Here is a 26,110-nt window from a genome sequence, read left to right as displayed (position 1 = left end):
GAGGCAAAAACAATCGGCCATTGTAACGATCAGAGCGCGACTTATCCACATGTAGCTTGCTTACGGAACGCTTGAAATCAGGCTTTTATGGGGAAATTACGCGACGGACGGCATGTGGATAAGCTCTGTGGATAACCGTGCTTCAGCTCACTGCATAAGTCGGGTCGAAAGTCTGTGGATAACCAGCCTGTGGATAACAACGCATTCCATGCACAGCTTTTCCGACAGCGCAGCACAGGCAGAGCACCGTTTCTCGACAGTGTTGTCATTCTCTGTACGCTATGTGTTTACTGGGCTGAGGTCAGTTATCCACAGACAGGTGCCTCCCTAGCTTTAATAAGCTTTATAAAGAAGCTTTAAATACTTTCCTTCTTTATTTCTATATCTAGCGCCGTCATCCATTTCGAATCAATCTGAGGGATCGGCAAAAAAGGCCCTGAAGAAGTAAATGAAGGAAAACCTGGTTGGAAATTGACCTGGACGCGCGGTTTCTCTAGAATCCCCGGTCTCTTAAAACGGGGGCCATTCCGGCCCGTTGTGGACGAACCAGGTAACACGACATGAAACGTACTTTCCAACCAAGCACTATCAAACGCGCTCGTACTCACGGTTTCCGTGCTCGCATGGCTACCAAGAACGGCCGTGCCGTCCTGTCGCGTCGCCGCGCCAAAGGTCGTGCGCGTCTGGCAGTTTGATAATCCGGCACTGGAGGTGAGTCAGGACTTCAGTCGGGAAAAGCGTTTGCTTACTCCCCGGCATTTCAAGGCAGTCTTTGACTCCCCTACCGGCAAGGTTCCGGGGAAAAATCTCCTGCTCCTTGCGCGCAATAACGACCTTGATCATCCCCGTCTGGGGCTGGTTATCGGTAAAAAGAGCGTCAAACTCTCCGTTGAGCGCAACCGCTTGAAACGCCTGATGCGCGAATCATTTCGTCAACACCAAGATAATTTGGTCGGTTGGGATATCGTGATTGTCGCGCGCAAAGGGTTGGGTGAGATAGAAAACCCCGAATTGATTCAGCATTTCGGCAAGCTCTGGAAGCGTCTGGCGCGTAGTCAGCCGGCTCCTGCTGCAAAAACCGAAACTGTAGGGGTAGACAGTACCGATGCGTAAGCTGGCGCTCGTTCCGATCCAGTTTTACCGCTATGCCATCAGCCCGCTGATGGCCAGTCACTGTCGTTTCTACCCCAGTTGCTCCTGCTACGCGTATGAAGCCATTGAAAATCATGGCCTTCTACGCGGTGGCTGGCTGACCTTTCGTCGATTAGGTCGCTGTCATCCGTGGAATGCCGGTGGCTATGACCCGGTTCCACCTGTCCCCACCTCCCGTTCTTCTTCGATGGCCGAGTAATCATGGATATTAAACGCACGATCCTGATCGTCGCCCTGGCAATCGTGACCTACGTCGGGGTTCTGAAATGGAACCAAGACTACGGCCAGGCCGCCCTGCCGACTCAGAATGTTGCTGCCAGCACCACCGCACCGGCTATTCCGGATACGGCTGCTGGTACAAACGCTTCTGCCAGTGCCGATGTTCCTAGCGCCAGCGGCGATGCGACTGCTCCAATCGAAACCCCGGTTGCAACCAGCAAAGATCTCATCCAGGTCAAAACGGATGTGCTCAATCTCGAAATCGACCCGGTTGGTGGCGATGTCGTGCAGCTGCGACTGCCGCTTTATCCACGTCGTCAGGACCATCCAGACGTTCCGTTCCAGCTGTTTGATAACGGCGGCGAACGTATCTTTCTGGCGCAAAGTGGTCTGACCGGCGTCAACGGCCCGGACGCTCGACCTGCTGGTCGTCCTGTTTACTCGACTGCACAGAAGTCTTATCAGTTGGTGGATGGTCAGGACCAGTTGGTCGTTGATCTGAAATTCACAGATAACGGCGTCAATTACATCAAGCGCTTTACCTTCAAGCGCGGACTGTATGACCTGGTTGTCAGCTATGTGATCGACAACCAGAGCGCTCAGCCATGGTCCGGTAACATGTTCGCGCAACTCAAGCGCGACGCCAGTTCCGATCCATCGTCGACCACTGCTACCGGTACCGCGACTTACCTGGGTGCCGCTCTGTGGACACCTTCGGAACCCTACAAAAAGGTGTCGATGAAAGACATCGACAAGGGTTCGATCAAGGAAACCGTACAAGGTGGTTGGGTTGCATGGCTGCAGCACTACTTCGTAACGGCCTGGATTCCTGACAAGAACAACAGCAATGCTGTTACCACTCGTAAGGACAGCCAAGGCAACTACATCATTGGTTTCACTGGCCCGGCGTTGACCGTTGCGCCAGGTGCCAAAGGTGAAGCGACCGCTACGTTGTATGCCGGCCCGAAAAGCCAGGCGGTGCTCAAGGAGTTATCCCCAGGTCTGGAATTGACGGTCGACTACGGCATTCTGTGGTTCATCGCTCAACCGATTTTCTGGTTGCTGCAACACATCCACGCCATTGTGGGTAACTGGGGCTGGTCGATTATCTTCCTGACCATGCTGATCAAAGGGCTTTTCTTCCCTCTGTCGGCAGCCAGCTACAAATCCATGGCTCGTATGCGTGCAGTTGCACCGAAACTCGCCATTCTGAAAGAGCAACATGGCGATGACCGGCAGAAAATGTCGCAAGCCATGATGGAGTTGTACAAGAAGGAAAAGATCAACCCACTGGGTGGATGCTTGCCTATCCTTGTACAAATGCCGGTGTTCCTGTCGCTGTACTGGGTGCTGCTTGAAAGCGTTGAAATGCGCCAGGCCCCGTGGCTGTTGTGGATTACCGACCTGTCGATCAAGGATCCGTTCTTCATCCTGCCGATCATCATGGGCGCCACGATGTTCATCCAGCAACGTTTGAACCCTACACCTCCGGATCCGATGCAGGCGAAGGTCATGAAGCTGATGCCAATCATCTTCACCTTCTTCTTCCTGTGGTTCCCGGCTGGTCTGGTTCTGTACTGGGTTGTGAACAACACCTTGTCCATTACTCAGCAGGCGTACATCACTCGCAAGATCGAAGCGGCTGCCAAGAAAGCAGAAGCCTGATCTAACCTGTGAATAAGTTGTACAAGGCGCCCCCTAGTGGGGCGTTTTGCTATCTGTCATTTGCTCCAGGAGCCGGACCATGAATGTCCCACGTGAAACCATCGCTGCCATCGCCACTGCCCAGGGCCGCGGCGGGGTAGGCATTGTGCGTATATCCGGCCCGTTGGCGAGCAAGGCGGCAGCCGCTATTACCGGCCGCGAACTTAAACCGCGTTTTGCTCATTACGGACCCTTTGCTGACGAAGCCGGGCAGGTCATTGACGAAGGCATCGCCTTGTATTTTCCGGGACCTAACTCGTTTACCGGCGAAGACGTCCTCGAATTGCAAGGCCATGGCGGGCCTGTGGTTCTGGATATGCTGCTGCAAAGATGCCTGCAACTGGGCAGTCGCCTGGCGCGGCCGGGTGAATTCAGCGAGCGTGCATTCCTCAACGACAAGCTCGACCTTGCCCAGGCCGAGGCGATTGCCGACCTGATTGAAGCCAGTTCGGCCCAGGCCGCACGCAATGCGTTGCGCTCGTTGCAGGGTGCTTTTTCCCGGCGTGTGGATAACTTGACCGAGAAATTGATCAGCCTGCGCATCTATGTCGAAGCGGCAATAGACTTTCCCGAAGAAGAAATCGACTTTCTCGCCGATGGCCATGTGCTGAATATGCTGGATGCGGTGCGTGATGAGTTATCCACAGTGCTGCGCGAAGCCGGGCAGGGCGCGCTATTACGCGACGGGATGACCGTGGTCATCGCCGGTCGGCCGAACGCGGGTAAATCGAGCCTCTTGAATGCACTGGCAGGCAAGGAAGCGGCAATCGTCACCGAGATTGCCGGTACCACCCGGGATATCCTGCGCGAACATATCCACATCGATGGCATGCCGCTGCATGTCGTAGACACCGCGGGTTTGCGCGATACCGAGGATCAGGTGGAGAAAATCGGCGTGGAACGTGCGCTCAAAGCCATTGGCGAGGCCGATCGGATTTTGTTGGTGGTCGATTCCACCGCCCCGGAAGCTGTGGATCCTTTTGCATTGTGGCCCGAGTTTCTCGAACAGCGGCCTGATCCGGCCAAAGTCACCCTGATTCGCAACAAGGCGGATTTGAGCGGCGATCTGATCGAGATGCAAACCAGCGCCGATGGCCACGTGACCATCAGTCTTAGCGCCAAGGCGGAAGGGCAAGGTCTGGATTTGCTGCGCGAGCATCTCAAGGCCTGCATGGGCTACGAGCAGACCTCTGAAAGCAGCTTCAGCGCACGTCGACGCCATTTGGAGGCGCTACGACATGCCAGTGGCTCGCTTGAACACGGCAGGGCGCAGCTGACGTTGGCGGGCGCCGGGGAGTTATTGGCCGAAGATCTGCGTCAGGCGCAGCAATCCCTGGCGGAAATTACCGGAGCATTCAGCTCGGATGACCTGTTGGGTCGAATATTTTCCAGCTTTTGCATCGGCAAATAGTTATTGGCGGCCAGGACAGCGAACTCTGGCCGCCAATAACTTATCCACAGGTCTACCAGTTGTAGCTCACCGAACCGAGCAGGGTTCGGCTGTCTCCCCAATAGCAGCGACCGGCATCGTTACAGCCCGACACATATTCCTTGTCGAACAGGTTCTTGGCGTTCAGATCCACCGACCAGTTCTTGTCGATCTGATAACCGATAGCTGCGTCCACCAGCGTCACGTCACCGGAATCGAGCTTGCCGTACAGGGAACTCGCCGTGTAGGCAAAGGTACTGTCGAAGTAGCGAATGCCGCCGCCAACGTGTAGTCCGTTGAGATAACCCTCGAGAAAGCGGTATTTGGCCCAGGCTGAAGCCTGATTACGTGGCACGCCGGTGATTTGATGACCTTCGATCAACGAGCCAGCGGTGTCCTTGATCACCCGCGCATCGGTGTAGGTGTAGGAAGCGGTCAGGTTCAGGTTGCGATTGACGTCGCTGTTGACCTCCAGCTCCACGCCCTTGGAGCGGCTTTTGCCCACTTGCCGGTAACTGGCGCTGGTTGAATCGAAATAGGTATCGTCTTTTTTGCGCAGGTCGAAGACCGACGCAGTCATGGTGGTATTCCAGCCCGACGGTTCGTATTTCAAACCCACTTCATACTGCTCGCTGGTAATCGGGTCCAGCGGCGAACCGCCATTGGAAATCTGCTGCACCGGGACGAATGCGGTGGAATAGCTGACATACGGGGTCAGGCCGTTGTCGAACTGGTACATCACCCCGCCCTGATAGGTGAATTTCTGATCGTTGGAGTTGATATCGCTGGAAGGCGCCAGTTTGTTGCGAAAATCACTCTCGACCCAATCCTGCCGCCCGCCCAACAGGAAAATCCAGTTGTCGTACTTACTCTGGATCTGCCCGTACAAACCCTGCATTTGCTGTTCGAGCAGGGTGTTCTGCACGGCGATGGACGTTACCGGGTCCTGTGGATAAATCGGGTTGTAGATGTTGATGCGCCCGGCTGAACCGGCATCCCAGTCCTGGCTGAACGAGGTGCGGTCAAAACTGGCGCCGAACAATACGGTGTTCTCCAGGCCGCCCGCGTTGAATTTGCCCTCGAGCTGGTTATCCAGCGAATACACCATGGACTTGTTGTAACGGTCGTAGGCGGTGACGTTCAACAAGGTGCCAAAGCCGGCGTTATTGAGATTGCCTGGCCAGGTTTCGTGGCGGGTAATCCGCGACTGCAGATAGCGCGAGTTCTGCCGGAACTGCCAATCGTCGTTGAAGCTGTGGCTGAACTCGTAGCCCGCACTCCAGGTTTCACGCTCGAAAGTGTTCCAGTCCGGCACACCGAGCATGGTGTCCTTGTCGAGCTTGCCATTGGGGTTACGCAGCAAAGTGCCAGCGGCAGGCAGGCCAAGCTCCATATTGGTGTGATCTTTCTGATAGTTGCTCAGCAAGGTCAGGGTGTTGTAGTCGTCAAAATTCAGGGTCATGGAGGGCGCGATGTAGATGCGGTCGTCCGGTACGTGATCGGTTTGCGTGTCGGCGTTGCGCCCCATCATGACCACGCGCCCGAGAATATTGCCGCTGTCGTCCAGCGGACCGGAGATATCCACACCCAGCTGACGGCGATTGTTCGAGCCATAACTGAGCTGCACTTCGCCCTGGGGAATGGCAGTCGGGCGTTTACTGACTACGTTAACCAGCCCGCCCGGCGCGTTTTCGCCATACAAAATCGAAGAAGGCCCGCGAAACACCTCGACCCGCTCCAGCCCGTAAGGCTCGGTGGTGGTGTCATAACGATTGCCCTGCACACGCAAACCATCACGCAACAGGCCGTAGCCGTAATCGGTAGCGTTGAAACCACGAATGAAAAACAGATCGCCCGCCAGGTTATCCCCAGCCGCAAAAGGCGGCGCGAAAATACCCGGCACGTAACCGAGCGCTTCGGTGAGGGTTTGGGTCTTCTGATCTTTCATGCGCTGGCCGGTAACCACGGACACCGAGCGCGGCGTTTCCGACAGCGGCGTATCGGTCTTGGTGCCGATGCGGCTTTTTTCAGCCTTGTAACCCACATCCAGCGTGCGGCCCTGACTGGCCTCATCCGTCTGGAAACTGTTGACGTTGGTGGGGCCGAGCACCACTGAACCGTTCTCCGGGACCGCTTGCAGGATGTAACTGCCCGGCGCCTGCGCCACGACTTGCAGCCGCGAACCCTGCAGCAACACAGCGAAACCCTGCTCGACCGAGTAATTACCTTGCAGCCCGGAGCTGCGGCGATTGGCGGTCTGCTCAGGAGAAAACGACAGAATCACATTGGCCGCCGAGGCAAACTGACTCAAGGCGCTGTCCAGCGGCCCGGCACTGATATTGAAATTCTGCGTAACGCTGGCGGCAATGGCGCTAGTTGTCGCCAAAGCGAAGCCGACGCCGCTGGCCATCAACAGGCTGTAGCTGAAGCATTGTCGGAAAAGACGCTGGCGAGCAGGAAGCGGGAGCGGTGGAAAGCGCATGGTCTTGAAGGCCCTGAAGGATTGAAATTCGCGTTTACCTGTAGGGCCGTGCCATGCAAAAAAAAGATAACCCTGTGGATAGATTTATTTTCAGGCGGGATTCGCTCAGGCAGTGCTCTTGACCGAAACCCAATAACGGGTGAAATGGCTGACGCGAATCGGCAGCGTCGCTTGCAGGTTGGCCAGCACCGCGTCGATGGCATCAAGACGGAAGGCTCCCGATACCCGCAATCGAGCAGCGTGTTCGTCACAGTGCATGACGCCCGGACGATAGCGGCTCAGCTCGTCAATCAGATCCCCGAGTCGGGCGTTGAGCACCACCAGTTGCCCGTCAACCCAGGCCACTTCAGCAGGCGTGTAAGTGCGTCCCGGATTGGCCCGATGGTCGTCAAACTCTGCGCTTTCCCCTGCCTTGAGCAGGACCGGCTTGCCGGTGGGTTCCTTGGGCAGGAGGCTGACCTGATCTTCCAGGACGCCGACCCGAGTCGTGTTTTTCAGTTGCCTAACCGAGAAACGCGTGCCTAACGCCTGAACGCGGCCCTGATGAGTTTCAACATAAAACGGCCGGGTATCGCCGCGTTTGCCGGTCTGGATCAGAATCTCGCCTACGCGCAGGCGGATCAGGCGTTGCTGACCGTCAAACAACACGTCGATTGCGGTATCGGTGTTCAGCTCGATCTGACTGCCATCGGCCAGTTCAATATGTTGCCGCTGACCGACAGGCGTCCGGTAATCCGCCCAGACATTGCCCAGGCTGGTGTGCTGCTTGATATTCCAGCCCACGTAGCCGGCGCCGGCGATCACCAGCATCAGTTTGAGAATATCTCGACGCTGGCGCGGTTCGGACAGTGTGCGCCGCGTCAGATCGGGCGGTAACGCGCCAAGTCCGCGTTGCAGTTGCTCCATCTGATTCCAGGCGGCCTGATGGGCGGGATCGCTGTTCAGCCATTCCTGCCAGGCGTGTCGCTCGGCTGGCGTCGGCGGTTCCACCTGAAACTGCACGTACCAACTGGCCGCCGCCTGGAAAACCTTGCGATCCGGCACATTGATCATGCCAGTCCCGCCAGGAGCATCGAGCATTCCGTGAACGCGCGAATCATGTGCTTCTTCACCGTGGTCAGGGAAACCTGCAACTGCTCGGCGATCTGTTGATAAGTCAGGCCATCGATCTGCGACAGCATAAAGATGCGATGAACCCGCGGGCCAAGGCTCGCCAGGGTTTTATCCACAGCCACCAGCGTTTCAATGATCAGCGCCTTGTCCTCTTCACTGATGACGGTGAGTTCAGGCCGGGCAGCCAGGGAGTGCAGGTAAGCCTGCTCAATGGCGCGTCGTCGATACCGGTCAATGACCAGCCCTCTGGCGACAGTCGCCAGGTAATCCCGGGGTTCACGGATCTGCGCGGCATTGGCCGAACCGAGAATCCGCACGAACGTATCGTGAGCCAGATCGGCAGCATCGCATGCGTTGGACAGCTTGCCCTTGAGCCAGCCATGCAACCACGAATGATGCTGCTCATAAATGCGCTGGACTGCGGTCGTGTGGGATTGAGAGGACATAGGCAAGGATAGCGAGTTAATGATAATGCCTATTATTAGCTTTTGTTTCTGGAACCCACAAGAGCGCCGATGCGAGCGTATTTCAGGATTTATTGACGTCCCTTAATAAAAACCCCGTGATCCATGAGCTCGTCGCGACTGATTTATTTGGCCTATTTCAAAGAATTTCACGAATAAGCCCTGTGCATAACGCACCTTTAGCTCGGTTGATAAGCGGGGGTTAAACCTGAGGAAAAACCCGCCTGTGGACAAGTACCGTTTTAATCCACAGGCTCAAGGCAGTTATCCCAACCCCTCACTGGCACATGACCACAGACTTTTGAATCTCTGTACATATTGATATATATGGCCTGTAGGATTCTATCCACAGAAAAGCTGCTCAGTAGAAATAAACATAAAAACAAAGATTCTATAAATCTTCTCTCTTTTAATTTCTATATCTGAGAGTTTTCCACAGCTGGTTAATTTTTGTTCAACGGGTTCCTTTCAGGGGGGTGAAGTCCCTATACTTGTCAGCTATCCCAAATTCCCATCTACAACAGGCACGAGGTGCGTGGTGGATTTCCCTTCCCGTTTTGAAGTGATCGTCATCGGTGGCGGTCATGCCGGTACCGAGGCCGCACTGGCGTCGGCACGTATGGGTGCAAAAACCCTTCTGTTGACCCATAACGTGGAAACGCTGGGTCAGATGAGTTGCAACCCGGCGATCGGTGGCATTGGTAAGAGCCATCTGGTCAAGGAAATCGACGCCCTTGGCGGCGCCATGGCGATGGCCACGGACAAAGGTGGTATTCAATTCCGCGTTTTGAACAGCCGCAAAGGCCCGGCAGTACGGGCCACCCGTGCTCAGGCAGACCGCGTCCTGTACAAGGCCGCGATCCGTGAAGCCATCGAAAACCAGCCGAACCTGTGGATATTTCAACAGGCCTGTGACGACCTGATCGTCGAACAGGATCAGGTACGTGGTGTCGTGACCCAAATGGGCCTGCGCATCATGGCCGACTCGGTTGTCCTGACCACTGGGACCTTCCTCGGTGGACTTATCCACATCGGGATGCAGAATTATTCGGGTGGTCGCGCCGGAGATCCGCCGTCGATAGCCCTGGCACAACGCTTACGTGAATTACCGCTGCGTGTGGGTCGCCTGAAAACCGGCACGCCGCCGCGCATCGATGGTCGTTCGGTAGATTTCTCGGTGATGACCGAGCAACCGGGCGACACGCCGATTCCGGTCATGTCGTTCATGGGTTCCAAAGAACAGCATCCGGCCCAGGTCAGTTGCTGGATCACCCATACCAACGCCCGTACCCACGAAATCATTGCGGCCAACCTTGATCGTTCGCCGATGTATTCGGGAATCATCGAAGGTGTCGGCCCGCGCTATTGCCCATCGATCGAAGACAAGATCCACCGCTTTGCCGACAAGGAAAGCCATCAGGTCTTCATCGAGCCGGAAGGGCTGAACACCCACGAGCTGTATCCAAATGGCATTTCCACCTCGCTGCCGTTCGACGTTCAGCTGCAAGTGGTGCGCTCGATTCGCGGTATGGAAAACGCCCATATCGTGCGTCCCGGCTATGCCATCGAATACGACTATTTCGACCCTCGTGACCTGAAATACAGCCTGGAAACCAAGGTCATCGGCGGCCTGTTCTTCGCTGGACAGATCAACGGTACCACCGGTTACGAAGAGGCCGGAGCCCAGGGTTTGCTGGCCGGAGCCAACGCAGCACTGCGTGCTCAGGGCAAGGAAAGCTGGTGTCCGCGACGTGATGAGGCGTACATCGGCGTGCTGGTCGACGACCTGATTACCCTGGGAACCCAGGAACCGTACCGGATGTTCACCTCCCGGGCGGAATACCGCTTGATCCTGCGTGAAGACAATGCCGACCTGCGTCTGACCGAGAAGGGCCGCGAGTTGGGTCTGGTCGATGACCTGCGTTGGGCCGCGTTCTGCACCAAGCGCGAAAGCATTGAGCGCGAAGAACAACGTCTGAAAAGTTCCTGGGTTCGTCCCGGCACCGAACAGGGCGAAGCGATTGCCAGTCATTTCGGCACGCCGCTGACCCACGAATACAATCTGCTCAATCTGCTGACCCGTCCGGAAATCGACTACGCCAGCCTGGTGTCGATCACCGGTGATGGCTGCCTGGATCCGCAAGTGGCCGAACAGGTCGAGATCAAGGCCAAGTACGCCGGTTACATCGACCGTCAGCAGGATGAGATTGCCCGGTTGCGGGCCAGTGAAGACACTAAACTTCCTGAAGATATCGACTACACCGGCATTTCCGGCCTGTCGAAAGAAATTCAGAGCAAGCTGGGGATAACCCGGCCGGAAACCCTCGGACAGGCTTCACGCATTCCCGGCGTTACCCCGGCGGCGATTTCCCTGTTGATGATTCATTTGAAAAAACGCGGCGCGGGCCGTCAGTTGGAGCAAAGCGCTTGAGTTCTATGGTCACCCCGCAACACGCCGAAGAGTTGTCCCGTGGCGCCCAGGAGTTGGGTGTAAACCTCAGCGAAGGCCAGCACACCCAGCTGCTGGCTTACCTGGCGCTGCTGATCAAGTGGAACAAGGCCTACAATCTCACTGCAGTTCGTAATCCCGATGAGATGGTTTCGCGGCATTTGCTCGACAGTCTGAGCGTCGTCCCCTTCATCGCAGGCCCGCGTTGGCTCGATGTCGGCAGTGGCGGCGGCATGCCAGGCATTCCATTGGCTATCCTGTTTCCGGAGATGAAAGTCACCGTACTGGACAGCAATGGCAAGAAAACACGATTTTTGACCCAGGTTAAGCTTGAGCTCAAGCTCGACAATCTGGAAGTTATCCACAGCCGTGCAGAGTCTTATCAGCCCGCAGTACCGTTTACCGGGATTGTTTCCCGGGCGTTCAGCAGCCTCGAGGACTTTACCGGGTGGACCCGTCATATGGGGGACACCGATACGCGATGGCTGGCGATGAAAGGGCTGCATCCTGCCGATGAGCTGGTAGCATTACCGGCAGATTTTTACCTCGATAGCGCACAAGCCTTGACCGTTCCAGGTTGCCAAGGCCAACGCCATCTGCTGATACTGCGCCGCACGGCATGACTGGGAACACAAGCAAGAATGGCTAAGGTATTCGCGATAGCGAACCAAAAGGGTGGTGTGGGCAAAACCACCACCTGCATCAACCTCGCAGCGTCACTGGTCGCGACCAAGCGCCGCGTCCTGTTGATCGATCTCGACCCGCAAGGCAACGCTACGATGGGTAGCGGTGTGGATAAGCACGGGTTGGAAAACTCCATTTACGACGTACTGATCGGCGAATGCGATCTGGTACAGGCCATGCAGTTTTCCGAGCATGGCGGTTATCAGCTGCTGCCGGCCAACCGCGACCTCACGGCTGCGGAAGTCAATCTGCTGGAAATGCAGATGAAGGAAAGTCGCCTGCGCAATGCGCTGGCGCCGATCCGCGAGAACTACGACTACATCCTCATCGACTGTCCGCCGTCGTTGTCGATGCTCACGTTGAACGCTCTGGTTGCCGCCGACGGGGTGATTATCCCCATGCAATGCGAATACTTTGCCCTCGAAGGGCTCAGTGACCTTGTGGATAACATCAAGCGCATTGGCGAGCTGCTCAACCCGCAGCTGAAGATCGAAGGCCTGTTGCGAACCATGTATGACCCTCGCCTGAGCCTGATCAACGACGTTTCTGCCCAGCTCAAGGAACACTTTGGCGAACAGCTGTACGACACGGTGATCCCGCGCAACATCCGTCTGGCCGAGGCGCCGAGTTTCGGCATGCCGGCGCTGGCGTATGACAAGTCATCGCGCGGTGCGCTGGCCTACCTGGCTCTGGCCGGGGAAATGGTTCGTCGTCAACGGCGCACTACGCGCACAGCTCAGCCAACTTAAGGGAATCCCATGGCCGTCAAGAAACGAGGTCTCGGACGTGGGCTGGACGCACTTCTGAGCAGTCCAACCGTCAGTTCGCTGGAAGAACAGGCCGTCAAGGCCGATCAGCGCGAATTGCAGCACGTACCGCTGGATCTGATCCAGCGGGGCAAATACCAACCGCGCCGCGACATGGACCCGCAAGCCCTTGAAGAGCTGGCCCAGTCGATCAAGGCTCAAGGCGTGATGCAGCCCATCGTGGTGCGTCCGCTTGCCGACAACCGTTTTGAAATCATTGCCGGTGAGCGCCGTTGGCGTGCCAGTCAGCAGGCCGGAATGGAGACCATTCCCGCGATGGTGCGCGATGTGCCGGATGAAACGGCCATCGCCATGGCGCTGATCGAGAATATTCAGCGCGAGGACCTCAATCCCATCGAGGAAGCGGTCGCCCTGCAGCGTTTGCAGCAGGAGTTCCAACTGACCCAGCAGCAAGTCGCCGACGCGGTGGGTAAGTCCCGCGTCAGCGTGGCCAACCTGCTGCGTCTGATTGCGCTGCCGGAAGTCATCAAGACCATGCTGTCCCACGGCGACCTGGAAATGGGTCATGCCCGCGCTTTGCTCGGTTTGCCGGAAGACAGGCAGGTCGAAGGGGCGCGACACGTTGTCGCACGTGGCCTGACTGTGCGTCAGACAGAAGCCCTGGTTCGCCAGTGGCTGAGCGGAAAACCGGCCGCTGCGGAACCGCTAAAAACCGATCCGGACATCAGTCGCCTGGAACAGCGATTGGCCGAGCGGCTGGGCTCCGCGGTGCAAATTCGCCATGGGCAGAAGGGAAAAGGTCAATTAGTCATCCGATATAACTCACTGGATGAGCTTCAGGGTGTGCTCGCACACATCCGCTGAAACAATTGCCGTGTAGCGTGTAGTCGGAAATCACTACCTGACGGTTGAATAGGGGCTTAAGCGCCCCTATACTCTGCGCGCATTTTGTCGGCACATTTTATGCCAAGTTATTGATTTTGGCGGCCGACGCACGAGGAGCAGTTGTGATGGAATCTCGCATGCCAAGCCGCTTGCCGTTCCATCGCCTGGCGGTTTTCCCGGTATTGCTGGCTCAATTTATTGTCCTGCTGCTGGCAGCCTTGGCGCTGTGGCAGTGGCACGGGGTCGTAGCTGGATATTCAGGGCTGTGCGGAGGCCTGATAGCTTGGCTCCCCAATTTGTATTTCGCTCATAAGGCTTTCCGGTTCACCGGGGCTAGAGCAGCGCAAGCCATTGTCCGGTCTTTTTATGCCGGCGAGGCGGGCAAACTGATTTTAACGGCAGTGCTGTTTGCACTGACGTTCGCAGGTGTGAAGCCATTGGCGCCGCTGGCTGTATTCGGCGTCTTCATGTTGACCCAACTGGTCAGCTGGTTCGCACCGGTGCTTATGAGAACAAGACTTTCGAGACCTTAGGGCGTTTGAGGCAACCATGGCAGAGCAAACAGCTTCGGGCTATATCCAGCACCACTTGCAGAACCTGACCTTTGGTCATTTGCCGGACGGCACTTGGGGCTTCGCCCACGATGCGGCCGCGGCGAAGGAAATGGGTTTTTGGGCTTTCCACGTCGATACTCTCGGCTGGTCGGTCGCACTGGGTCTGATCTTCGTCCTGATTTTCCGCATGGCGGCAAAGAAGGCGACTTCAGGTCAACCAGGCGCACTGCAGAACTTCGTTGAAGTGCTTGTCGAATTCGTCGACGGCAGCGTGAAGGACAGCTTCCACGGTCGTAGCCCGGTGATTGCACCGCTGGCACTGACCATTTTCGTCTGGGTTTTCCTGATGAACGCCGTCGACCTTATCCCGGTCGACTGGATTCCTCAGCTGGCGATCATGATCACCGGGGATTCTCACATTCCGTTCCGTGCGGTATCGACGACTGACCCTAACGCGACCCTGGGCATGGCCCTGTCGGTGTTTGCGTTGATCATCATCTACAGCATCAAGGTCAAGGGCATCGGTGGTTTCATCGGCGAACTGACCCTTCACCCGTTCGGCAGCAAGAACATCTTTGTTCAGGCGCTGTTGATTCCGGTGAACTTCCTGCTTGAATTCGTGACACTGATTGCCAAACCGATTTCGTTGGCACTGCGTCTGTTCGGCAACATGTACGCTGGCGAGCTGGTGTTCATCCTGATCGCCGTCATGTTCGGCAGCGGCCTGCTCTGGCTCAGCGGCCTGGGCGTGGTTCTGCAATGGGCGTGGGCTGTATTCCACATCCTGATCATCACCTTGCAGGCGTTCATCTTCATGATGCTGACCATCGTTTACCTGTCGATGGCTCACGAAGACAACCATTAAGACTCGCCTGGCGCGTCTGGATGTACCTCTCGTTTCGGCGAGAGGATAGCCGCAAGCGGGTAACCGCAAGGGCTGATGCTGGAAACGATTTGTTTTACCGCTTTAATCTAAAAAACCTAACCAATACGACGTAAAAGTCGGGAGGAAAGATGGAAACTGTAGTTGGTCTAACTGCTATCGCTGTTGCACTGTTGATCGGCCTGGGCGCACTGGGTACTGCAATCGGTTTCGGCCTGCTGGGCGGCAAGTTCCTGGAAGGCGCTGCTCGCCAACCAGAAATGGTTCCAATGCTGCAGGTCAAAATGTTCATCGTTGCCGGTCTGCTCGACGCCGTGACCATGATCGGTGTTGGTATCGCTCTGTTCTTCACCTTTGCGAACCCCTTCGTTGGTCAACTCGCTGGCTAATCTCTCGAATATTCGAGGTGATTGGTGTGATGGACAACGAACGAGCGAGGTGTTGGCGTGAACATTAATGCAACCCTGATTGGCCAGTCCGTTGCGTTCTTCATTTTTGTGCTGTTCTGCATGAAGTACGTTTGGCCTCCGGTCATTACGGCTTTGCACGAACGTCAGAAGAAGATCGCGGATGGACTGGACGCTGCCAGCCGAGCAGCTCGCGACCTGGAGTTGGCCCAAGAGAAAGCGGGTCATCAACTGCGCGATGCAAAAGCTCAGGCAGCTGAAATCATTGAGCAAGCCAAGAAACGCGGTACTCAGATTGTCGACGAAGCCCGGGAACAGGCTCGCGTTGAAGCTGAACGTGTGAAGGCTCAGGCTCAGGCCGAGATCGAGCAGGAACTGAACAGTGTCAAAGATGCGCTGCGCGCCCAATTGGGTAGCCTGGCAGTCAATGGTGCAGAGAAGATCCTGGGTGCCACAATCGATCAAAACGCGCACGCGGAGCTGGTTAATAAACTGGCTGCTGAAATTTAAGCGAGGGCGATCATGGCAGAACTGACCACGTTGGCCCGACCTTACGCTAAGGCAGCCTTCGAGTACGCCCAGGCTCACCAGCAACTGGCCAATTGGTCAGCCATGCTCGGCCTGGCTGCAGCGGTGTCGGAAGACGACACCATGCAGCGCGTACTCAAGGCCCCGCGACTGACGAGCGCAAACAAGGCCACCACTTTTATTGAAGTGTGTGGCGACAAGTTCGATGCCAAGGCACAGAATTTCATCCACATCGTTGCTGAAAACGACCGTCTCCCGCTTTTGCCGGAGATCGCCGAACTGTTCGACCTGTACAAGGCCGAGCAGGAAAAATCAGTCGATGTCGATGTCACCAGTGCTTTTGCATTGAACCAAGAACAGCAAGACAAACTCGCCAAGGTTCTCAGTGCACGGCTCGGCCGGGAAGTGCGCCTGCACGCTGCGGAGGATGCCACCCTGATCGGTGGTGTCGTAATCCGCGCCGGCGACCTGGTTATCGATGGCTCAGTTCGCGGCAAACTCGCGCAACTAGCCGAAGCATTGAAATCTTGAGTTTGAAGGGGCAGCAGAGCAATGCAGCAACTCAATCCTTCCGAAATAAGTGAAATCATCAAGGGTCGCATCGACAAGCTCGATGTAACCTCCCAAGCCCGTAACGAAGGCACAGTCGTCAGCGTATCTGACGGCATCGTGCGGATTCACGGTCTGGCCGACGTAATGTACGGCGAGATGATCGAGTTTCCGGGCGGCGTCTACGGTATGGCGCTGAACCTTGAGCAAGACTCTGTAGGTGCTGTGGTACTGGGCGCTTACACGACTCTGGCTGAAGGCATGAGCGCCAAGTGCACTGGCCGCATCCTTGAAGTTCCGGTTGGTCCGGAACTGCTTGGCCGCGTAGTCGATGCACTGGGTAACCCAGTTGACGGCAAAGGCCCTCTGAACAACGTCATCACTGACGCTGTCGAGAAGGTTGCACCGGGCGTGATCTGGCGTAAGTCGGTCGATCAGCCTGTGCAGACCGGCTACAAAGCCGTCGATGCAATGATTCCAGTCGGCCGTGGCCAGCGTGAGCTGATCATCGGTGACCGTCAGATCGGTAAAACCGCTCTGGCCATCGACGCAATCATCAACCAGAAAGACAGCGGCATCTTCTGCGTCTACGTAGCAATTGGTCAGAAACAATCGACCATCGCCAACGTCGTTCGCAAGCTCGAAGAAAACGGCGCGTTGGCTAACACCATCGTCGTTGCTGCCAGTGCTTCCGAATCCGCTGCGCTGCAATTCCTTGCACCGTACTCGGGTTGCACCATGGGCGAGTATTTCCGCGACCGCGGTGAAGACGCGCTGATCGTTTATGACGATCTCTCCAAGCAAGCAGTGGCTTACCGCCAGATTTCCCTGCTGCTGCGCCGTCCACCAGGCCGTGAAGCTTACCCAGGCGACGTGTTCTATCTCCACTCCCGTCTGCTGGAACGCGCATCGCGTGTTTCCGAAGAATACGTAGAGAAGTTCACCAATGGCGCAGTGACCGGCAAAACCGGTTCCCTGACCGCGTTGCCGATCATCGAAACCCAGGCTGGCGACGTTTCCGCGTTCGTTCCGACCAACGTGATTTCCATCACCGACGGTCAGATCTTCCTGGAATCGGCCATGTTCAACTCCGGCATTCGCCCGGCTGTGAACGCCGGTGTTTCGGTATCCCGTGTGGGTGGTGCTGCGCAGACCAAGATCATCAAGAAGCTCTCCGGTGGTATCCGTACCGCTCTGGCTCAGTACCGTGAACTGGCGGCATTCGCCCAGTTTGCTTCTGACCTGGACGAAGCGACCCGTAAGCAACTTGAGCATGGTCAGCGCGTTACCGAGCTGATGAAGCAGAAGCAATATGCACCAATGTCGATTGCTGACATGGCGCTGTCGCTGTATGCCGCTGAGCGTGGGTTCCTGATCGACATCGAAATCGCCAAGATTGGCAGCTTTGAACAAGCGCTGATTGCTTACTTCAACCGCGATCACGCCGATTTGATGGCGAAGATCAACGTGAAGGGTGACTTCAATGACGAAATCGACGCTGGCATGAAAGCCGGTATCGAGAAGTTCAAGGCCACCCAAACCTGGTAAGCCGCAGCGGGGGCCGAAAGGCTCCCGCTTGCTAACCTGATAGGTGTTACATGGCAGGCGCAAAAGAGATTCGCAGCAAGATTGCGAGCATCAAAAGCACGCAAAAGATCACCAGCGCCATGGAAAAAGTGGCGGTCAGTAAAATGCGCAAGGCTCAAATGCGCATGGCTGCTAGCCGTCCTTACGCGGAGCGCATCCGCCAGGTGATTGGTCATCTGGCCAACGCCAACCCGGAATACCGCCACCCGTTCATGATCGAGCGCGAAGTAAAGCGTGTCGGTTATGTCGTAGTGAGCAGTGACCGTGGTTTGTGCGGTGGCTTGAATACCAACCTGTTCAAGGCTTTGGTCAGGGACATGGCGGTAAACCGTGGAAACGGCGTAGAGATCGATCTGTGTGTGGTCGGCAGCAAAGGTGCGGCATTTTTCCGCAACTTCGGCGGTAACGTCGTCGCTGCGATCAGCCACTTGGGCGAAGAGCCGTCGATCAATGATTTGATCGGCAGCGTCAAGGTGATGCTGGATGCCTACCTGGATGGCCGTATTGATCGCCTGTCCGTGGTATCCAACAAGTTCATCAACACCATGACCCAGCAGCCAACGGTGGAACAATTGATTCCGCTGGTGGCAACCCCGGATCAGAAACTCAAGCACCACTGGGACTATCTCTACGAACCGGACGCCAAAGAGCTGCTTGACGGCTTGATGGTTCGCTACGTTGAGTCGCAGGTGTACCAGGCGGTGGTCGAGAACAACGCAGCTGAACAAGCAGCGCGGATGATCGCGATGAAGAACGCCACAGACAACGCCGGTGATTTGATCAGCGATTTGCAGCTGATCTACAACAAGGCGCGTCAGGCAGCGATCACCCAAGAGATCTCGGAAATCGTCGGCGGCGCTGCCGCGGTTTAACGGTTCAAATATTAGAGGAACCAGCTAATGAGTAGCGGACGTATCGTTCAAATCATCGGCGCCGTGATCGACGTGGAATTCCCACGCGATAGCGTACCGAGCATCTACAACGCGCTGTTGGTTCAAAGCGCGGCAGGGACCACCCTGGAAGTTCAGCAGCAGCTGGGCGACGGCGTGGTTCGCACCATTGCGATGGGCTCCACCGAGGGCTTGAAGCGTGGTCTGGAAGTTACAGACTCAGGCGCAGCCATCTCCGTACCGGTCGGTAAAGCGACGCTGGGCCGGATCATGGACGTGCTGGGCAACCCGATCGACGAAGCCGGTCCAATTGACACCGAAGAACGCTGGGGCATTCACCGTCCTGCGCCAACCTTCGCTGAGCAAGCGGGCGGCAACGATCTGCTGGAAACAGGCATCAAGGTTATCGACCTGGTTTGCCCGTTCGCCAAAGGCGGTAAAGTCGGTCTGTTCGGTGGTGCCGGTGTAGGCAAAACCGTAAACATGATGGAACTGATCCGTAACATCGCCATCGAGCACAGCGGTTATTCCGTGTTCGCCGGTGTGGGTGAGCGTACCCGTGAGGGTAACGACTTCTACCACGAGATGAAGGACTCCAACGTTCTGGACAAAGTGGCACTGGTTTACGGTCAGATGAACGAGCCGCCGGGTAACCGTCTGCGCGTAGCACTGACCGGCCTGACCATGGCCGAGAAATTCCGTGACGAAGGTAACGACGTTCTGCTGTTCGTCGACAACATCTATCGTTACACGCTGGCCGGTACTGAAGTATCCGCACTGCTGGGCCGTATGCCTTCCGCAGTAGGTTACCAGCCGACCCTGGCCGAAGAGATGGGTACTCTGCAAGAGCGCATCACTTCGACCAAAAACGGTTCGATCACTTCCATCCAGGCGGTATACGTACCAGCGGATGACTTGACTGACCCGTCGCCAGCGACCACGTTTGCCCACTTGGATGCAACCGTCGTACTGTCCCGTGACATCGCTTCCCTGGGTATCTACCCAGCGGTAGATCCACTGGATTCGACTTCGCGCCAGCTGGACCCGAACGTAATCGGCCAGGAACACTACGACACCGCTCGCGGCGTACAGTACGTGTTGCAGCGCTACAAAGAACTGAAGGACATCATTGCGATCCTGGGTATGGACGAGCTGTCGGAGACCGACAAACAGTTGGTTAACCGTGCTCGTAAGATCCAGCGCTTCCTGTCGCAACCGTTCTTCGTGGCTGAAGTCTTCACTGGTGCATCGGGTAAATACGTTTCCCTGAAAGACACCATTGCCGGCTTCAAAGGCATCCTCAACGGTGACTACGACCACCTGCCAGAACAAGCGTTCTACATGGTCGGCGGCATCGAAGAAGCGATCGAGAAAGCCAAGAAACTGTAATCCCAGCGCCCGGTAACGGGCGCTAATCAGGTCGAGGCAAGCAAATGGCTATGACAGTCCATTGCGATATCGTCAGCGCGGAAGGAGAAATTTTCTCCGGTCTGGTCGAGATGGTGATTGCGCACGGCAACCTGGGTGATATCGGTATCGCTCCAGGCCACGCGCCGCTGATCACTGATCTGAAACCAGGTCCGATCCGCTTGATCAAGCAGGGCGGAGCAGCCGAGGTGTATTACATCTCGGGTGGTTTCCTCGAGGTTCAACCGAACATGGTCAAGGTGCTTGCCGACACTGTGCAACGCGCTGATGACCTGGACGAAGCCTCTGCTCAGGCAGCCGTAAAGGCAGCCGAGAAAGCGCTGCACGAAAAGGGCGCAGATTTCGATTACGGATCTGCAACCGCTCGTCTGGCCGAGGCCGCAGCCCAGCTGCGTACCGTTCAGCAAATTCGCAAGAAATACGGCGGCTAATCCCGTCGGCATTCTGCGCGATTGAGTAAAAGGGTAGCCTCGGCTACCCTTTTTCTTTTTTCAGGATCAGCCCTCCCGGATTCACGGGTTCGCGGCTCGCTCAGTTGGAAGCCCTCATGTCTCTCGATATCGTTATTCTCGCCGCTGGCCAAGGCACTCGCATGCGTTCGGCCCTGCCCAAGGTTCTTCATCCGGTCGCCGGCGACTCTATGCTCGGGCATGTTATCCACAGCGCCCGCCAGCTTTCGCCGCAACGCATTCATGTAGTCATCGGACATGGCGCGGATGTCGTGCGTGAGCGTCTGGCAGCAGATGATCTGAATTTCGTCATGCAGGACAAGCAACTGGGTACCGGCCACGCGGTTGCACAGGCGCTGCCGGAACTGACGGCCGATAACGTGCTGATCCTTTACGGCGATGTACCCCTCATTGAAGTCGAAACCCTTCAACGTCTGCTGAAAAGGGTCAACGCCGAGCAATTGGGTTTACTGACCGTCAATCTCGACGACCCGACAGGTTATGGCCGCATCGTGCGAGACGAACAGAATCGTGTCTGCGCTATCGTCGAGCATAAGGACGCAACTGACGCTCAGAAAGCGATCACCGAAGGCAACACCGGCATTCTGGCTGTACCCGGCAAGCGTCTGGCGGACTGGTTGGGTCGGCTGTCGAACAACAACTCCCAGGGCGAGTACTACCTGACCGACGTGATCGCCATGGCGGTCGACGACGGTCTGGTGGTGGCGACCGAGCAGCCGCACGACGCCATGGAAGTGCAGGGTGCCAACGACCGCAAGCAGCTGGCGGAACTGGAACGTCACTATCAACTGCGCGAAGGCCGCCGCCTGATGGCGCAAGGCGTCACGTTGCGTGACCCGGCGCGTTTTGACGTGCGCGGCGAGGTGACCGTGGGTCGCGACGTGCTGATTGATATCAACGTGATCCTCGAAGGCCGGGTGATTATCGAAGACGACGTGGTAATCGGGCCGAACTGCGTGATCAAGGACAGCACCTTGCGCAAAGGCGTTGTCATCAAGGCCAACAGCCATATCGACGGCGTGATCATGGGCGAGGGCAGCGATGCCGGTCCGTTTGCCCGTCTGCGTCCGGGAAGCGTGCTGGAAGCGAAGGCCCATGTGGGTAACTTCGTCGAGCTGAAGAATGCCCATCTGGGCGAAGGCGTGAAAGCCGGCCACCTGACCTACCTTGGCGATACCGTGATTGGTGCACGCACCAACATCGGCGCCGGCACCATCACGGTCAATTACGATGGGGCCAACAAGCACCAGACTCTGATTGGCGAAGATGTGTTCATCGGCTCCAACAACTCACTGATTGCGCCTGTGAGCATCGGCGATGGCTCGAACACCGCCGCCGGTTCGACCATCACCCAAGATGTGGATAAGTCGCAACTCGCCGTCGCCCGCGCTCGCCAGCGCAACATTGAAGGCTGGAAACGTCCGGTGAAGATCAAGAAGTCGTAGGACCGGATTTATCCGGGAGGGCGCCAGGGAAATTGGCAAATCCCGGCGCCTCTTCGTAATCCTCGCGGATAAATCCGCTCCTACAGCTTGTTTTTTTTCGCGCAATAGGTTTTGATTGCCTTCGTTATCTTTCGAAACGAAACAAAGCCGTGTCCATATCGAAACGCAATACTCCCCAGCGTCGCCACAACATCATCGCCTTGCTCAATGAGCAGGGCGAAGTCAGCGTGGATGAACTGGCGAAACGCTTCGAAACTTCCGAGGTTACGATTCGCAAGGATCTGACCGCTCTCGAAAGCAACGGCTTGCTGCTGCGGCGTTATGGCGGCGCGGTCACGTTGCCTCAGGAGCTGATCACCGAAGGCGGTCAACCGGTCTCGAAATACAAGCAGGCCATCGCTCGTGCTGCCGTTGCCAGGATTCGCGAACACGCGCGAATCATCATCGACAGTGGCAGCACCACCGCCGCGATGATTCCGGAGCTGGGCCAGCAGCCAGGATTAGTGGTGATGACCAACTCGCTGCATGTCGCCAGCGCCCTGTCCGAGCTGGAACACGAGCCGGTGTTGTTGATGACTGGCGGAACCTGGGACCCGCATTCCGAGTCCTTTCAGGGCCAGGTCGCCGAGCAAGTGCTGCGTTCCTACGATTTCGATCAGTTATTCATCGGTGCTGATGGCATCGATCTGAATCGTGGCACCACCACCTTCAACGAATTGCTGGGCTTGAGCCGAGTGATGGCTGAAGTGGCCCGAGAAGTGGTGGTGATGGTCGAAGCCGACAAAGTCGGACGCAAGATACCCAATCTGGAACTGCCCTGGAGCAGTGTCCACACCCTGATTACCGATGATCGCCTGCCCGTTGAAGCACGCGAACAGATTGAAGCCCGCGGCATAACGTTGATTTGCGCCGCCGTCAGCTAGGAGAAAACTTATGTGTGGAATCGTTGGTGCCGTCGCGGAACGTAATATCACCGCCATCTTGCTCGAAGGCCTCAAGCGCCTGGAATACCGCGGCTATGACAGCGCCGGTGTAGCCGTTTTCAGCAACGCTGGTGTACTTGAGCGCCGTCGTCGCTCGGGCAAGGTCAGCGAGCTGGAACAGGCCTTGGCCGGTGAGCCGCTGATAGGCCGTCTCGGCATTGCGCACACCCGTTGGGCGACTCACGGCGCGCCTTGCGAACGCAACGCCCACCCGCATTTTTCCGGCGAAGAGCTGGCGGTTGTTCACAACGGCATCATCGAAAACCACGAAGCCCTGCGCGAGCGCCTCAAGGGTCTCGGCTATGTGTTCGTTTCCGATACCGATACCGAAGTCATCGTTCACTTGCTGGCCCACAAACTCAAGGACACGCCGGACCTGACCGTCGCCTTGAAGGCCGCAGTCAAGGAATTGCATGGCGCTTATGGTCTGGCCGTGGTCAGCGCGAAACAACCGGATCGTCTGGTCGCCGCCCGCAGTGGCAGCCCGCTGGTGGTCGGCCTGGGTCTTGGAGAAAACTTCCTCGCCTCCGACCAAATGGCCCTGCGCCAGGTCACTGACCGTTTCATGTACCTGGAAGAGGGCGACATCGCCGAGATTCGCCGCGACAGCGTGCAGATCTGGGCGGTTGACGGCCTGCCGGTAGAGCGTGAAATCGTACAGTATCGCGAAGGCGCGGAAGCCGCCGACAAGGGCGCGTTCCGTCACTTCATGCTCAAGGAAATCCACGAGCAGCCAAAAGTCGTGCAGCGCACCCTTGAAGGCCGCCTCGGTCAGCAGCAAGTGTTGGTTCAGGCGTTTGGCCCGCAGGCCGCCGAGTTATTCGCCAAAGTTCGTAATGTGCAGATCGTCGCCTGTGGCACCAGTTACCACGCCGGTATGGTGGCGCGTTACTGGCTGGAAGGGCTGGCCGGCATTCCGTGTCAGGTCGAAGTCGCCAGCGAGTTCCGCTACCGCAAGGTCGTGGTCCAGCCGGACACGCTGTTCGTCTCCATCTCCCAATCCGGCGAAACCGCCGACACCCTGGCTGCGCTGCGCAATGCCAAGGAGCTGGGTTTCCTCGCCAGCCTGGCGATCTGCAACGTCAGCATCAGCTCGCTGGTGCGTGAGTCGGATCTGACCCTGCTGACCCAGGCCGGACCGGAAATCGGCGTCGCTTCCACCAAAGCCTTCACCACGCAATTGGTCGGCCTGCTGCTGCTGACCCTGTCGCTGGGTCAGGTTCAGGGCACGTTAGGCGAAGGCGTCGAAGCCGAGCTGGTCGAAGAGCTGCGCCGTCTGCCGACCCGTCTGGGTGAAGCGCTGGCCATGGATCACACCATCGAGAAAGTCGCCGAGCTGTTTGCCGAGAAGAATCACACGCTGTTCCTCGGCCGTGGCGCGCAATTCCCGGTAGCGATGGAAGGTGCGCTCAAGCTCAAGGAGATTTCCTACATCCACGCCGAAGCCTACCCGGCTGGCGAGCTCAAGCATGGTCCGTTGGCGCTGGTGGACAGCGATATGCCAGTGGTCACCGTTGCGCCGAACAACGAGCTGCTGGAAAAACTCAAATCCAACCTGCAGGAAGTCCGCGCCCGTGGCGGTGAATTGATCGTCTTTGCTGACGAACAAGCCGGCATGACCAATGGCGAAGGCACTCACGTGATCGCCATGCCGCACATCATCGATGCACTGTCACCGATCCTCTACACCATCCCGCTGCAACTGCTCTCGTACTACGTGGCAGTGCTCAAAGGGACGGACGTCGATCAGCCGCGCAACCTGGCCAAGTCGGTGACTGTGGAATAAGTTATCCACAGGCATCCTGATTTTGTGAAATATAAACCGTCCATGGAAATATAAACTGTCCACGAGGGGCCGCACGGCCCCGATCCCTTAGCTTTTGCATCCTTCCGTTTTCGAACATTTACCTCGACTCCCAATTATGCTGCTGCGAATTCAACCTGAAGAATCCTTACGATCCTACGTAGAGAGAAATCTGTACTTGGGAGGGAATCAACATCAATTAGCCGTTCTCAATAAGATGAGTAAATGTTATCTCGGCGTATCGGAAGCCAAAGCAATAGCAACTCTTATGAATTGGCACGGATGCTCTGGATTCAATCGACTAATCCACAACCACACTGACCATTTCATAACAACCATTTTTAAAGATATCCAAGACGTATCGTATTCTCATAGAGATTACATTGCAGGGAATTATTTGTTCGGCTCCCACAACAATCCCGACAAATTCTGCCCCGTGTGTGTTAAATCTGATGTGGAAAGCTATGGTTTTTCATATTGGCGTAGAGGTCACTCTGATGATTTAACGGTCTGTGCCGAACACAATGTCTGCCTTCTAGATCACTGTCCATTTTGCGGGCTGCCGTTTTCCCGGGACGGCCATGGGTTAGATGTGATGTGGAAAACATGCCATGGACGGCATTTGGCAGAAACGGTTCCATCTCTTAATACTAACGGAGAAGAGTTGCGCAGGTCCCGCTTTTTTTTGGAGACCTCGAAGTTTCGATACCATATCGGCATGGACGCCGCTCTCTCCGCACTTCGGGGTAAAATCGGGGATAAGCTGCAGAGGAAAGACGGTTTTAATAAACTCAACCTTGATCTCTACCGTGAGCTTACGAGAAAGTTTAATATTACGGTTAACCATCGCACGACTAACAATGGACATTTCTTAATGTATAGTTCAGAGGTTTATGATGTAGCTCAGTTAGCCTACGAAACGTTTAGTGGTTTCCTCAAGGACCTCCCCTTGGACGAAAGCACCCTGCGGCCTATAGATTCCTTGTGGGATACCTATCGTTCGGGCGGGTACGAATCTGCCAATTATATTCAAGAAAAATATGAGTATGGGGCGGGGATCTGGATGGTGCCATTCCCGCACGAAACGAATTTCTCAGAAGATTACGAGCAGACCATCCCCAAAATCTTCCCATGCTGTAATTTAGGCTCTGTTAAAAAAAGCAGACTTAGTCCTAGAAAGGCCGGCCGCTCGCCTCCTAGAATTCCTTTGTTACGCTAGCTACTTTGTATTTAC

At 56.4% G+C, this 26,110-nt stretch carries 25 protein-coding genes; 22 read left to right on the top strand and 3 right to left on the bottom strand.

Annotation, left to right across the window (positions count from 1 at the left end; all coding sequences use genetic code 11):
* The first annotated feature begins 560 nt into the window (after positions 1-560).
* The 5 genes from rpmH to mnmE all read left to right on the top strand — a co-directional run bounded on the left by rpmH (position 561) and on the right by mnmE (position 4,486).
* A complete protein-coding gene (gene rpmH, locus AABC73_RS29110) occupies positions 561-695 on the top strand; it encodes a 50S ribosomal protein L34 (RefSeq protein WP_003213577.1) in 135 nt (44 codons plus the stop codon).
* Positions 696-711: 16 nt separating this feature from the next.
* Complete coding sequence (gene rnpA / locus AABC73_RS29105) at positions 712-1,113, top strand: ribonuclease P protein component (RefSeq protein ID WP_020292030.1); 402 nt, start codon at positions 712-714, stop codon at positions 1,111-1,113.
* Positions 1,106-1,351, top strand: a complete 246-nt coding sequence (gene yidD / locus AABC73_RS29100) for a membrane protein insertion efficiency factor YidD (protein WP_020292031.1) — start codon at positions 1,106-1,108, stop codon at positions 1,349-1,351. The genes rnpA and yidD overlap by 8 nt, the downstream gene beginning before the upstream one ends.
* Positions 1,352-1,353: 2 nt before the next feature.
* On the top strand, positions 1,354-3,036 hold the full coding sequence (gene yidC / locus AABC73_RS29095; RefSeq protein ID WP_331151298.1) for a membrane protein insertase YidC: 1,683 nt from the start codon (positions 1,354-1,356) through the stop codon (positions 3,034-3,036).
* Between the two features lie 79 nt (positions 3,037-3,115).
* Positions 3,116-4,486 (top strand): tRNA uridine-5-carboxymethylaminomethyl(34) synthesis GTPase MnmE, encoded by a 1,371-nt coding sequence (gene mnmE, locus AABC73_RS29090; RefSeq protein WP_341521932.1) that lies wholly within the window; start codon positions 3,116-3,118, stop codon positions 4,484-4,486.
* Between the two features lie 52 nt (positions 4,487-4,538).
* Here the strand turns inward: mnmE and AABC73_RS29085 are convergent, their stop codons facing one another.
* The 3 genes from AABC73_RS29085 to AABC73_RS29075 all read right to left on the bottom strand — a co-directional run bounded on the left by AABC73_RS29085 (position 4,539) and on the right by AABC73_RS29075 (position 8,545).
* Positions 4,539-6,914 carry a TonB-dependent siderophore receptor gene (locus AABC73_RS29085; RefSeq protein WP_341524358.1) on the bottom strand — a complete coding sequence of 792 codons (2,376 nt, stop codon included), beginning with the start codon at positions 6,912-6,914 and terminating at the stop codon, positions 4,539-4,541.
* Between the two features lie 177 nt (positions 6,915-7,091).
* Positions 7,092-8,039, bottom strand: coding sequence for a FecR domain-containing protein (locus AABC73_RS29080; RefSeq protein ID WP_341524357.1), 948 nt, complete (start codon positions 8,037-8,039; stop codon positions 7,092-7,094).
* Positions 8,036-8,545 (bottom strand): sigma-70 family RNA polymerase sigma factor, encoded by a 510-nt coding sequence (locus tag AABC73_RS29075; RefSeq protein WP_341521931.1) that lies wholly within the window; start codon positions 8,543-8,545, stop codon positions 8,036-8,038. Before AABC73_RS29075 ends, AABC73_RS29080 begins: the two co-directional genes overlap by 4 nt.
* A 556-nt stretch (positions 8,546-9,101) precedes the next feature.
* Between AABC73_RS29075 and mnmG the strand changes: the two genes are divergently transcribed.
* From mnmG to AABC73_RS28990, 17 genes are all read left to right on the top strand, one after another.
* Positions 9,102-10,994, top strand: a complete 1,893-nt coding sequence (gene mnmG / locus AABC73_RS29070; RefSeq protein ID WP_341521930.1) for a tRNA uridine-5-carboxymethylaminomethyl(34) synthesis enzyme MnmG — start codon at positions 9,102-9,104, stop codon at positions 10,992-10,994.
* A gap of 5 nt (positions 10,995-10,999) precedes the next feature.
* Positions 11,000-11,635 (top strand): 16S rRNA (guanine(527)-N(7))-methyltransferase RsmG, encoded by a 636-nt coding sequence (gene rsmG, locus AABC73_RS29065; RefSeq protein WP_331153168.1) that lies wholly within the window; start codon positions 11,000-11,002, stop codon positions 11,633-11,635.
* A gap of 18 nt (positions 11,636-11,653) precedes the next feature.
* Positions 11,654-12,445, top strand: coding sequence for a ParA family protein (locus AABC73_RS29060; protein WP_020292039.1), 792 nt, complete (start codon positions 11,654-11,656; stop codon positions 12,443-12,445).
* 9 nt (positions 12,446-12,454) lie between these two features.
* Positions 12,455-13,327, top strand: coding sequence for a ParB/RepB/Spo0J family partition protein (locus AABC73_RS29055; RefSeq protein WP_341521929.1), 873 nt, complete (start codon positions 12,455-12,457; stop codon positions 13,325-13,327).
* 146 nt (positions 13,328-13,473) lie between these two features.
* The gene (locus AABC73_RS29050) at positions 13,474-13,881 is read left to right on the top strand and encodes a F0F1 ATP synthase subunit I (protein WP_341521928.1); all 408 of its coding nucleotides are present in this window, start codon (positions 13,474-13,476) and stop codon (positions 13,879-13,881) included.
* A gap of 16 nt (positions 13,882-13,897) precedes the next feature.
* A complete protein-coding gene (gene atpB, locus AABC73_RS29045; protein WP_020292042.1) occupies positions 13,898-14,767 on the top strand; it encodes a F0F1 ATP synthase subunit A in 870 nt (289 codons plus the stop codon).
* A 149-nt stretch (positions 14,768-14,916) separates the two neighbouring features.
* The gene (atpE, locus tag AABC73_RS29040) at positions 14,917-15,174 is read left to right on the top strand and encodes a F0F1 ATP synthase subunit C (RefSeq protein ID WP_002555987.1); all 258 of its coding nucleotides are present in this window, start codon (positions 14,917-14,919) and stop codon (positions 15,172-15,174) included.
* A gap of 57 nt (positions 15,175-15,231) precedes the next feature.
* Entirely contained in the window at positions 15,232-15,702 is a 471-nt protein-coding gene (locus AABC73_RS29035) for a F0F1 ATP synthase subunit B (protein WP_020292043.1), read from the top strand.
* Between the two features lie 12 nt (positions 15,703-15,714).
* Positions 15,715-16,251, top strand: a complete 537-nt coding sequence (locus tag AABC73_RS29030; protein WP_341521927.1) for a F0F1 ATP synthase subunit delta — start codon at positions 15,715-15,717, stop codon at positions 16,249-16,251.
* Positions 16,252-16,272: 21 nt separating this feature from the next.
* Positions 16,273-17,817 (top strand): F0F1 ATP synthase subunit alpha, encoded by a 1,545-nt coding sequence (gene atpA / locus AABC73_RS29025; protein ID WP_020292045.1) that lies wholly within the window; start codon positions 16,273-16,275, stop codon positions 17,815-17,817.
* A gap of 50 nt (positions 17,818-17,867) precedes the next feature.
* Positions 17,868-18,728: a F0F1 ATP synthase subunit gamma gene (atpG, locus tag AABC73_RS29020; protein ID WP_020292046.1), complete on the top strand. Its 861-nt coding sequence runs from the start codon at positions 17,868-17,870 to the stop codon at positions 18,726-18,728.
* A gap of 27 nt (positions 18,729-18,755) precedes the next feature.
* Entirely contained in the window at positions 18,756-20,135 is a 1,380-nt protein-coding gene (gene atpD, locus AABC73_RS29015; RefSeq protein WP_341521926.1) for a F0F1 ATP synthase subunit beta, read from the top strand.
* A 44-nt stretch (positions 20,136-20,179) separates the two neighbouring features.
* Entirely contained in the window at positions 20,180-20,605 is a 426-nt protein-coding gene (locus tag AABC73_RS29010) for a F0F1 ATP synthase subunit epsilon (RefSeq protein ID WP_020292048.1), read from the top strand.
* A 116-nt stretch (positions 20,606-20,721) separates the two neighbouring features.
* Entirely contained in the window at positions 20,722-22,089 is a 1,368-nt protein-coding gene (gene glmU, locus AABC73_RS29005) for a bifunctional UDP-N-acetylglucosamine diphosphorylase/glucosamine-1-phosphate N-acetyltransferase GlmU (protein WP_341521925.1), read from the top strand.
* Between the two features lie 155 nt (positions 22,090-22,244).
* Complete coding sequence (locus AABC73_RS29000; RefSeq protein ID WP_331150629.1) at positions 22,245-23,012, top strand: DeoR family transcriptional regulator; 768 nt, start codon at positions 22,245-22,247, stop codon at positions 23,010-23,012.
* Between the two features lie 10 nt (positions 23,013-23,022).
* Entirely contained in the window at positions 23,023-24,858 is a 1,836-nt protein-coding gene (glmS, locus tag AABC73_RS28995; RefSeq protein WP_341521924.1) for a glutamine--fructose-6-phosphate transaminase (isomerizing), read from the top strand.
* A 136-nt stretch (positions 24,859-24,994) separates the two neighbouring features.
* Positions 24,995-26,095 carry a hypothetical protein gene (locus AABC73_RS28990; RefSeq protein WP_341521923.1) on the top strand — a complete coding sequence of 367 codons (1,101 nt, stop codon included), beginning with the start codon at positions 24,995-24,997 and terminating at the stop codon, positions 26,093-26,095.
* Positions 26,096-26,110: the final 15 nt, after the last annotated feature.

Origin of the sequence: Pseudomonas sp. G.S.17 (assembly GCF_038096165.1) — a bacterium.
In the GTDB taxonomy this organism is placed as follows: domain Bacteria; phylum Pseudomonadota; class Gammaproteobacteria; order Pseudomonadales; family Pseudomonadaceae; genus Aquipseudomonas.
This window is presented reverse-complemented; position numbering and strand designations above follow the sequence as displayed.

Excerpts from the sequence above, each read along its gene's own strand:
- rpmH (WP_003213577.1), top strand. The coding sequence starts at position 561 with ATGAAACGTACTTTCCAACCAAGCACTATCAAACGCGCTCGTACTCAC.
- yidD (WP_020292031.1), top strand. The coding sequence starts at position 1,106 with ATGCGTAAGCTGGCGCTCGTTCCGATCCAGTTTTACCGCTATGCCATC.
- yidC (WP_331151298.1), top strand. The coding sequence starts at position 1,354 with ATGGATATTAAACGCACGATCCTGATCGTCGCCCTGGCAATCGTGACC.
- mnmE (WP_341521932.1), top strand. The coding sequence starts at position 3,116 with ATGAATGTCCCACGTGAAACCATCGCTGCCATCGCCACTGCCCAGGGC.
- AABC73_RS29085 (WP_341524358.1), bottom strand. The coding sequence starts at position 6,914 with ATGGCCAGCGGCGTCGGCTTCGCTTTGGCGACAACTAGCGCCATTGCC.
- AABC73_RS29080 (WP_341524357.1), bottom strand. The coding sequence starts at position 8,039 with ATGATCAATGTGCCGGATCGCAAGGTTTTCCAGGCGGCGGCCAGTTGG.
- AABC73_RS29075 (WP_341521931.1), bottom strand. The coding sequence starts at position 8,545 with ATGTCCTCTCAATCCCACACGACCGCAGTCCAGCGCATTTATGAGCAG.
- rsmG (WP_331153168.1), top strand. The coding sequence starts at position 11,000 with ATGGTCACCCCGCAACACGCCGAAGAGTTGTCCCGTGGCGCCCAGGAG.
- AABC73_RS29060 (WP_020292039.1), top strand. The coding sequence starts at position 11,654 with ATGGCTAAGGTATTCGCGATAGCGAACCAAAAGGGTGGTGTGGGCAAA.
- AABC73_RS29055 (WP_341521929.1), top strand. The coding sequence starts at position 12,455 with ATGGCCGTCAAGAAACGAGGTCTCGGACGTGGGCTGGACGCACTTCTG.
- AABC73_RS29050 (WP_341521928.1), top strand. The coding sequence starts at position 13,474 with ATGGAATCTCGCATGCCAAGCCGCTTGCCGTTCCATCGCCTGGCGGTT.
- atpB (WP_020292042.1), top strand. The coding sequence starts at position 13,898 with ATGGCAGAGCAAACAGCTTCGGGCTATATCCAGCACCACTTGCAGAAC.
- atpE (WP_002555987.1), top strand. The coding sequence starts at position 14,917 with ATGGAAACTGTAGTTGGTCTAACTGCTATCGCTGTTGCACTGTTGATC.
- AABC73_RS29030 (WP_341521927.1), top strand. The coding sequence starts at position 15,715 with ATGGCAGAACTGACCACGTTGGCCCGACCTTACGCTAAGGCAGCCTTC.
- atpA (WP_020292045.1), top strand. The coding sequence starts at position 16,273 with ATGCAGCAACTCAATCCTTCCGAAATAAGTGAAATCATCAAGGGTCGC.
- atpG (WP_020292046.1), top strand. The coding sequence starts at position 17,868 with ATGGCAGGCGCAAAAGAGATTCGCAGCAAGATTGCGAGCATCAAAAGC.
- atpD (WP_341521926.1), top strand. The coding sequence starts at position 18,756 with ATGAGTAGCGGACGTATCGTTCAAATCATCGGCGCCGTGATCGACGTG.
- AABC73_RS29010 (WP_020292048.1), top strand. The coding sequence starts at position 20,180 with ATGGCTATGACAGTCCATTGCGATATCGTCAGCGCGGAAGGAGAAATT.
- glmU (WP_341521925.1), top strand. The coding sequence starts at position 20,722 with ATGTCTCTCGATATCGTTATTCTCGCCGCTGGCCAAGGCACTCGCATG.
- glmS (WP_341521924.1), top strand. The coding sequence starts at position 23,023 with ATGTGTGGAATCGTTGGTGCCGTCGCGGAACGTAATATCACCGCCATC.
- AABC73_RS28990 (WP_341521923.1), top strand. The coding sequence starts at position 24,995 with ATGCTGCTGCGAATTCAACCTGAAGAATCCTTACGATCCTACGTAGAG.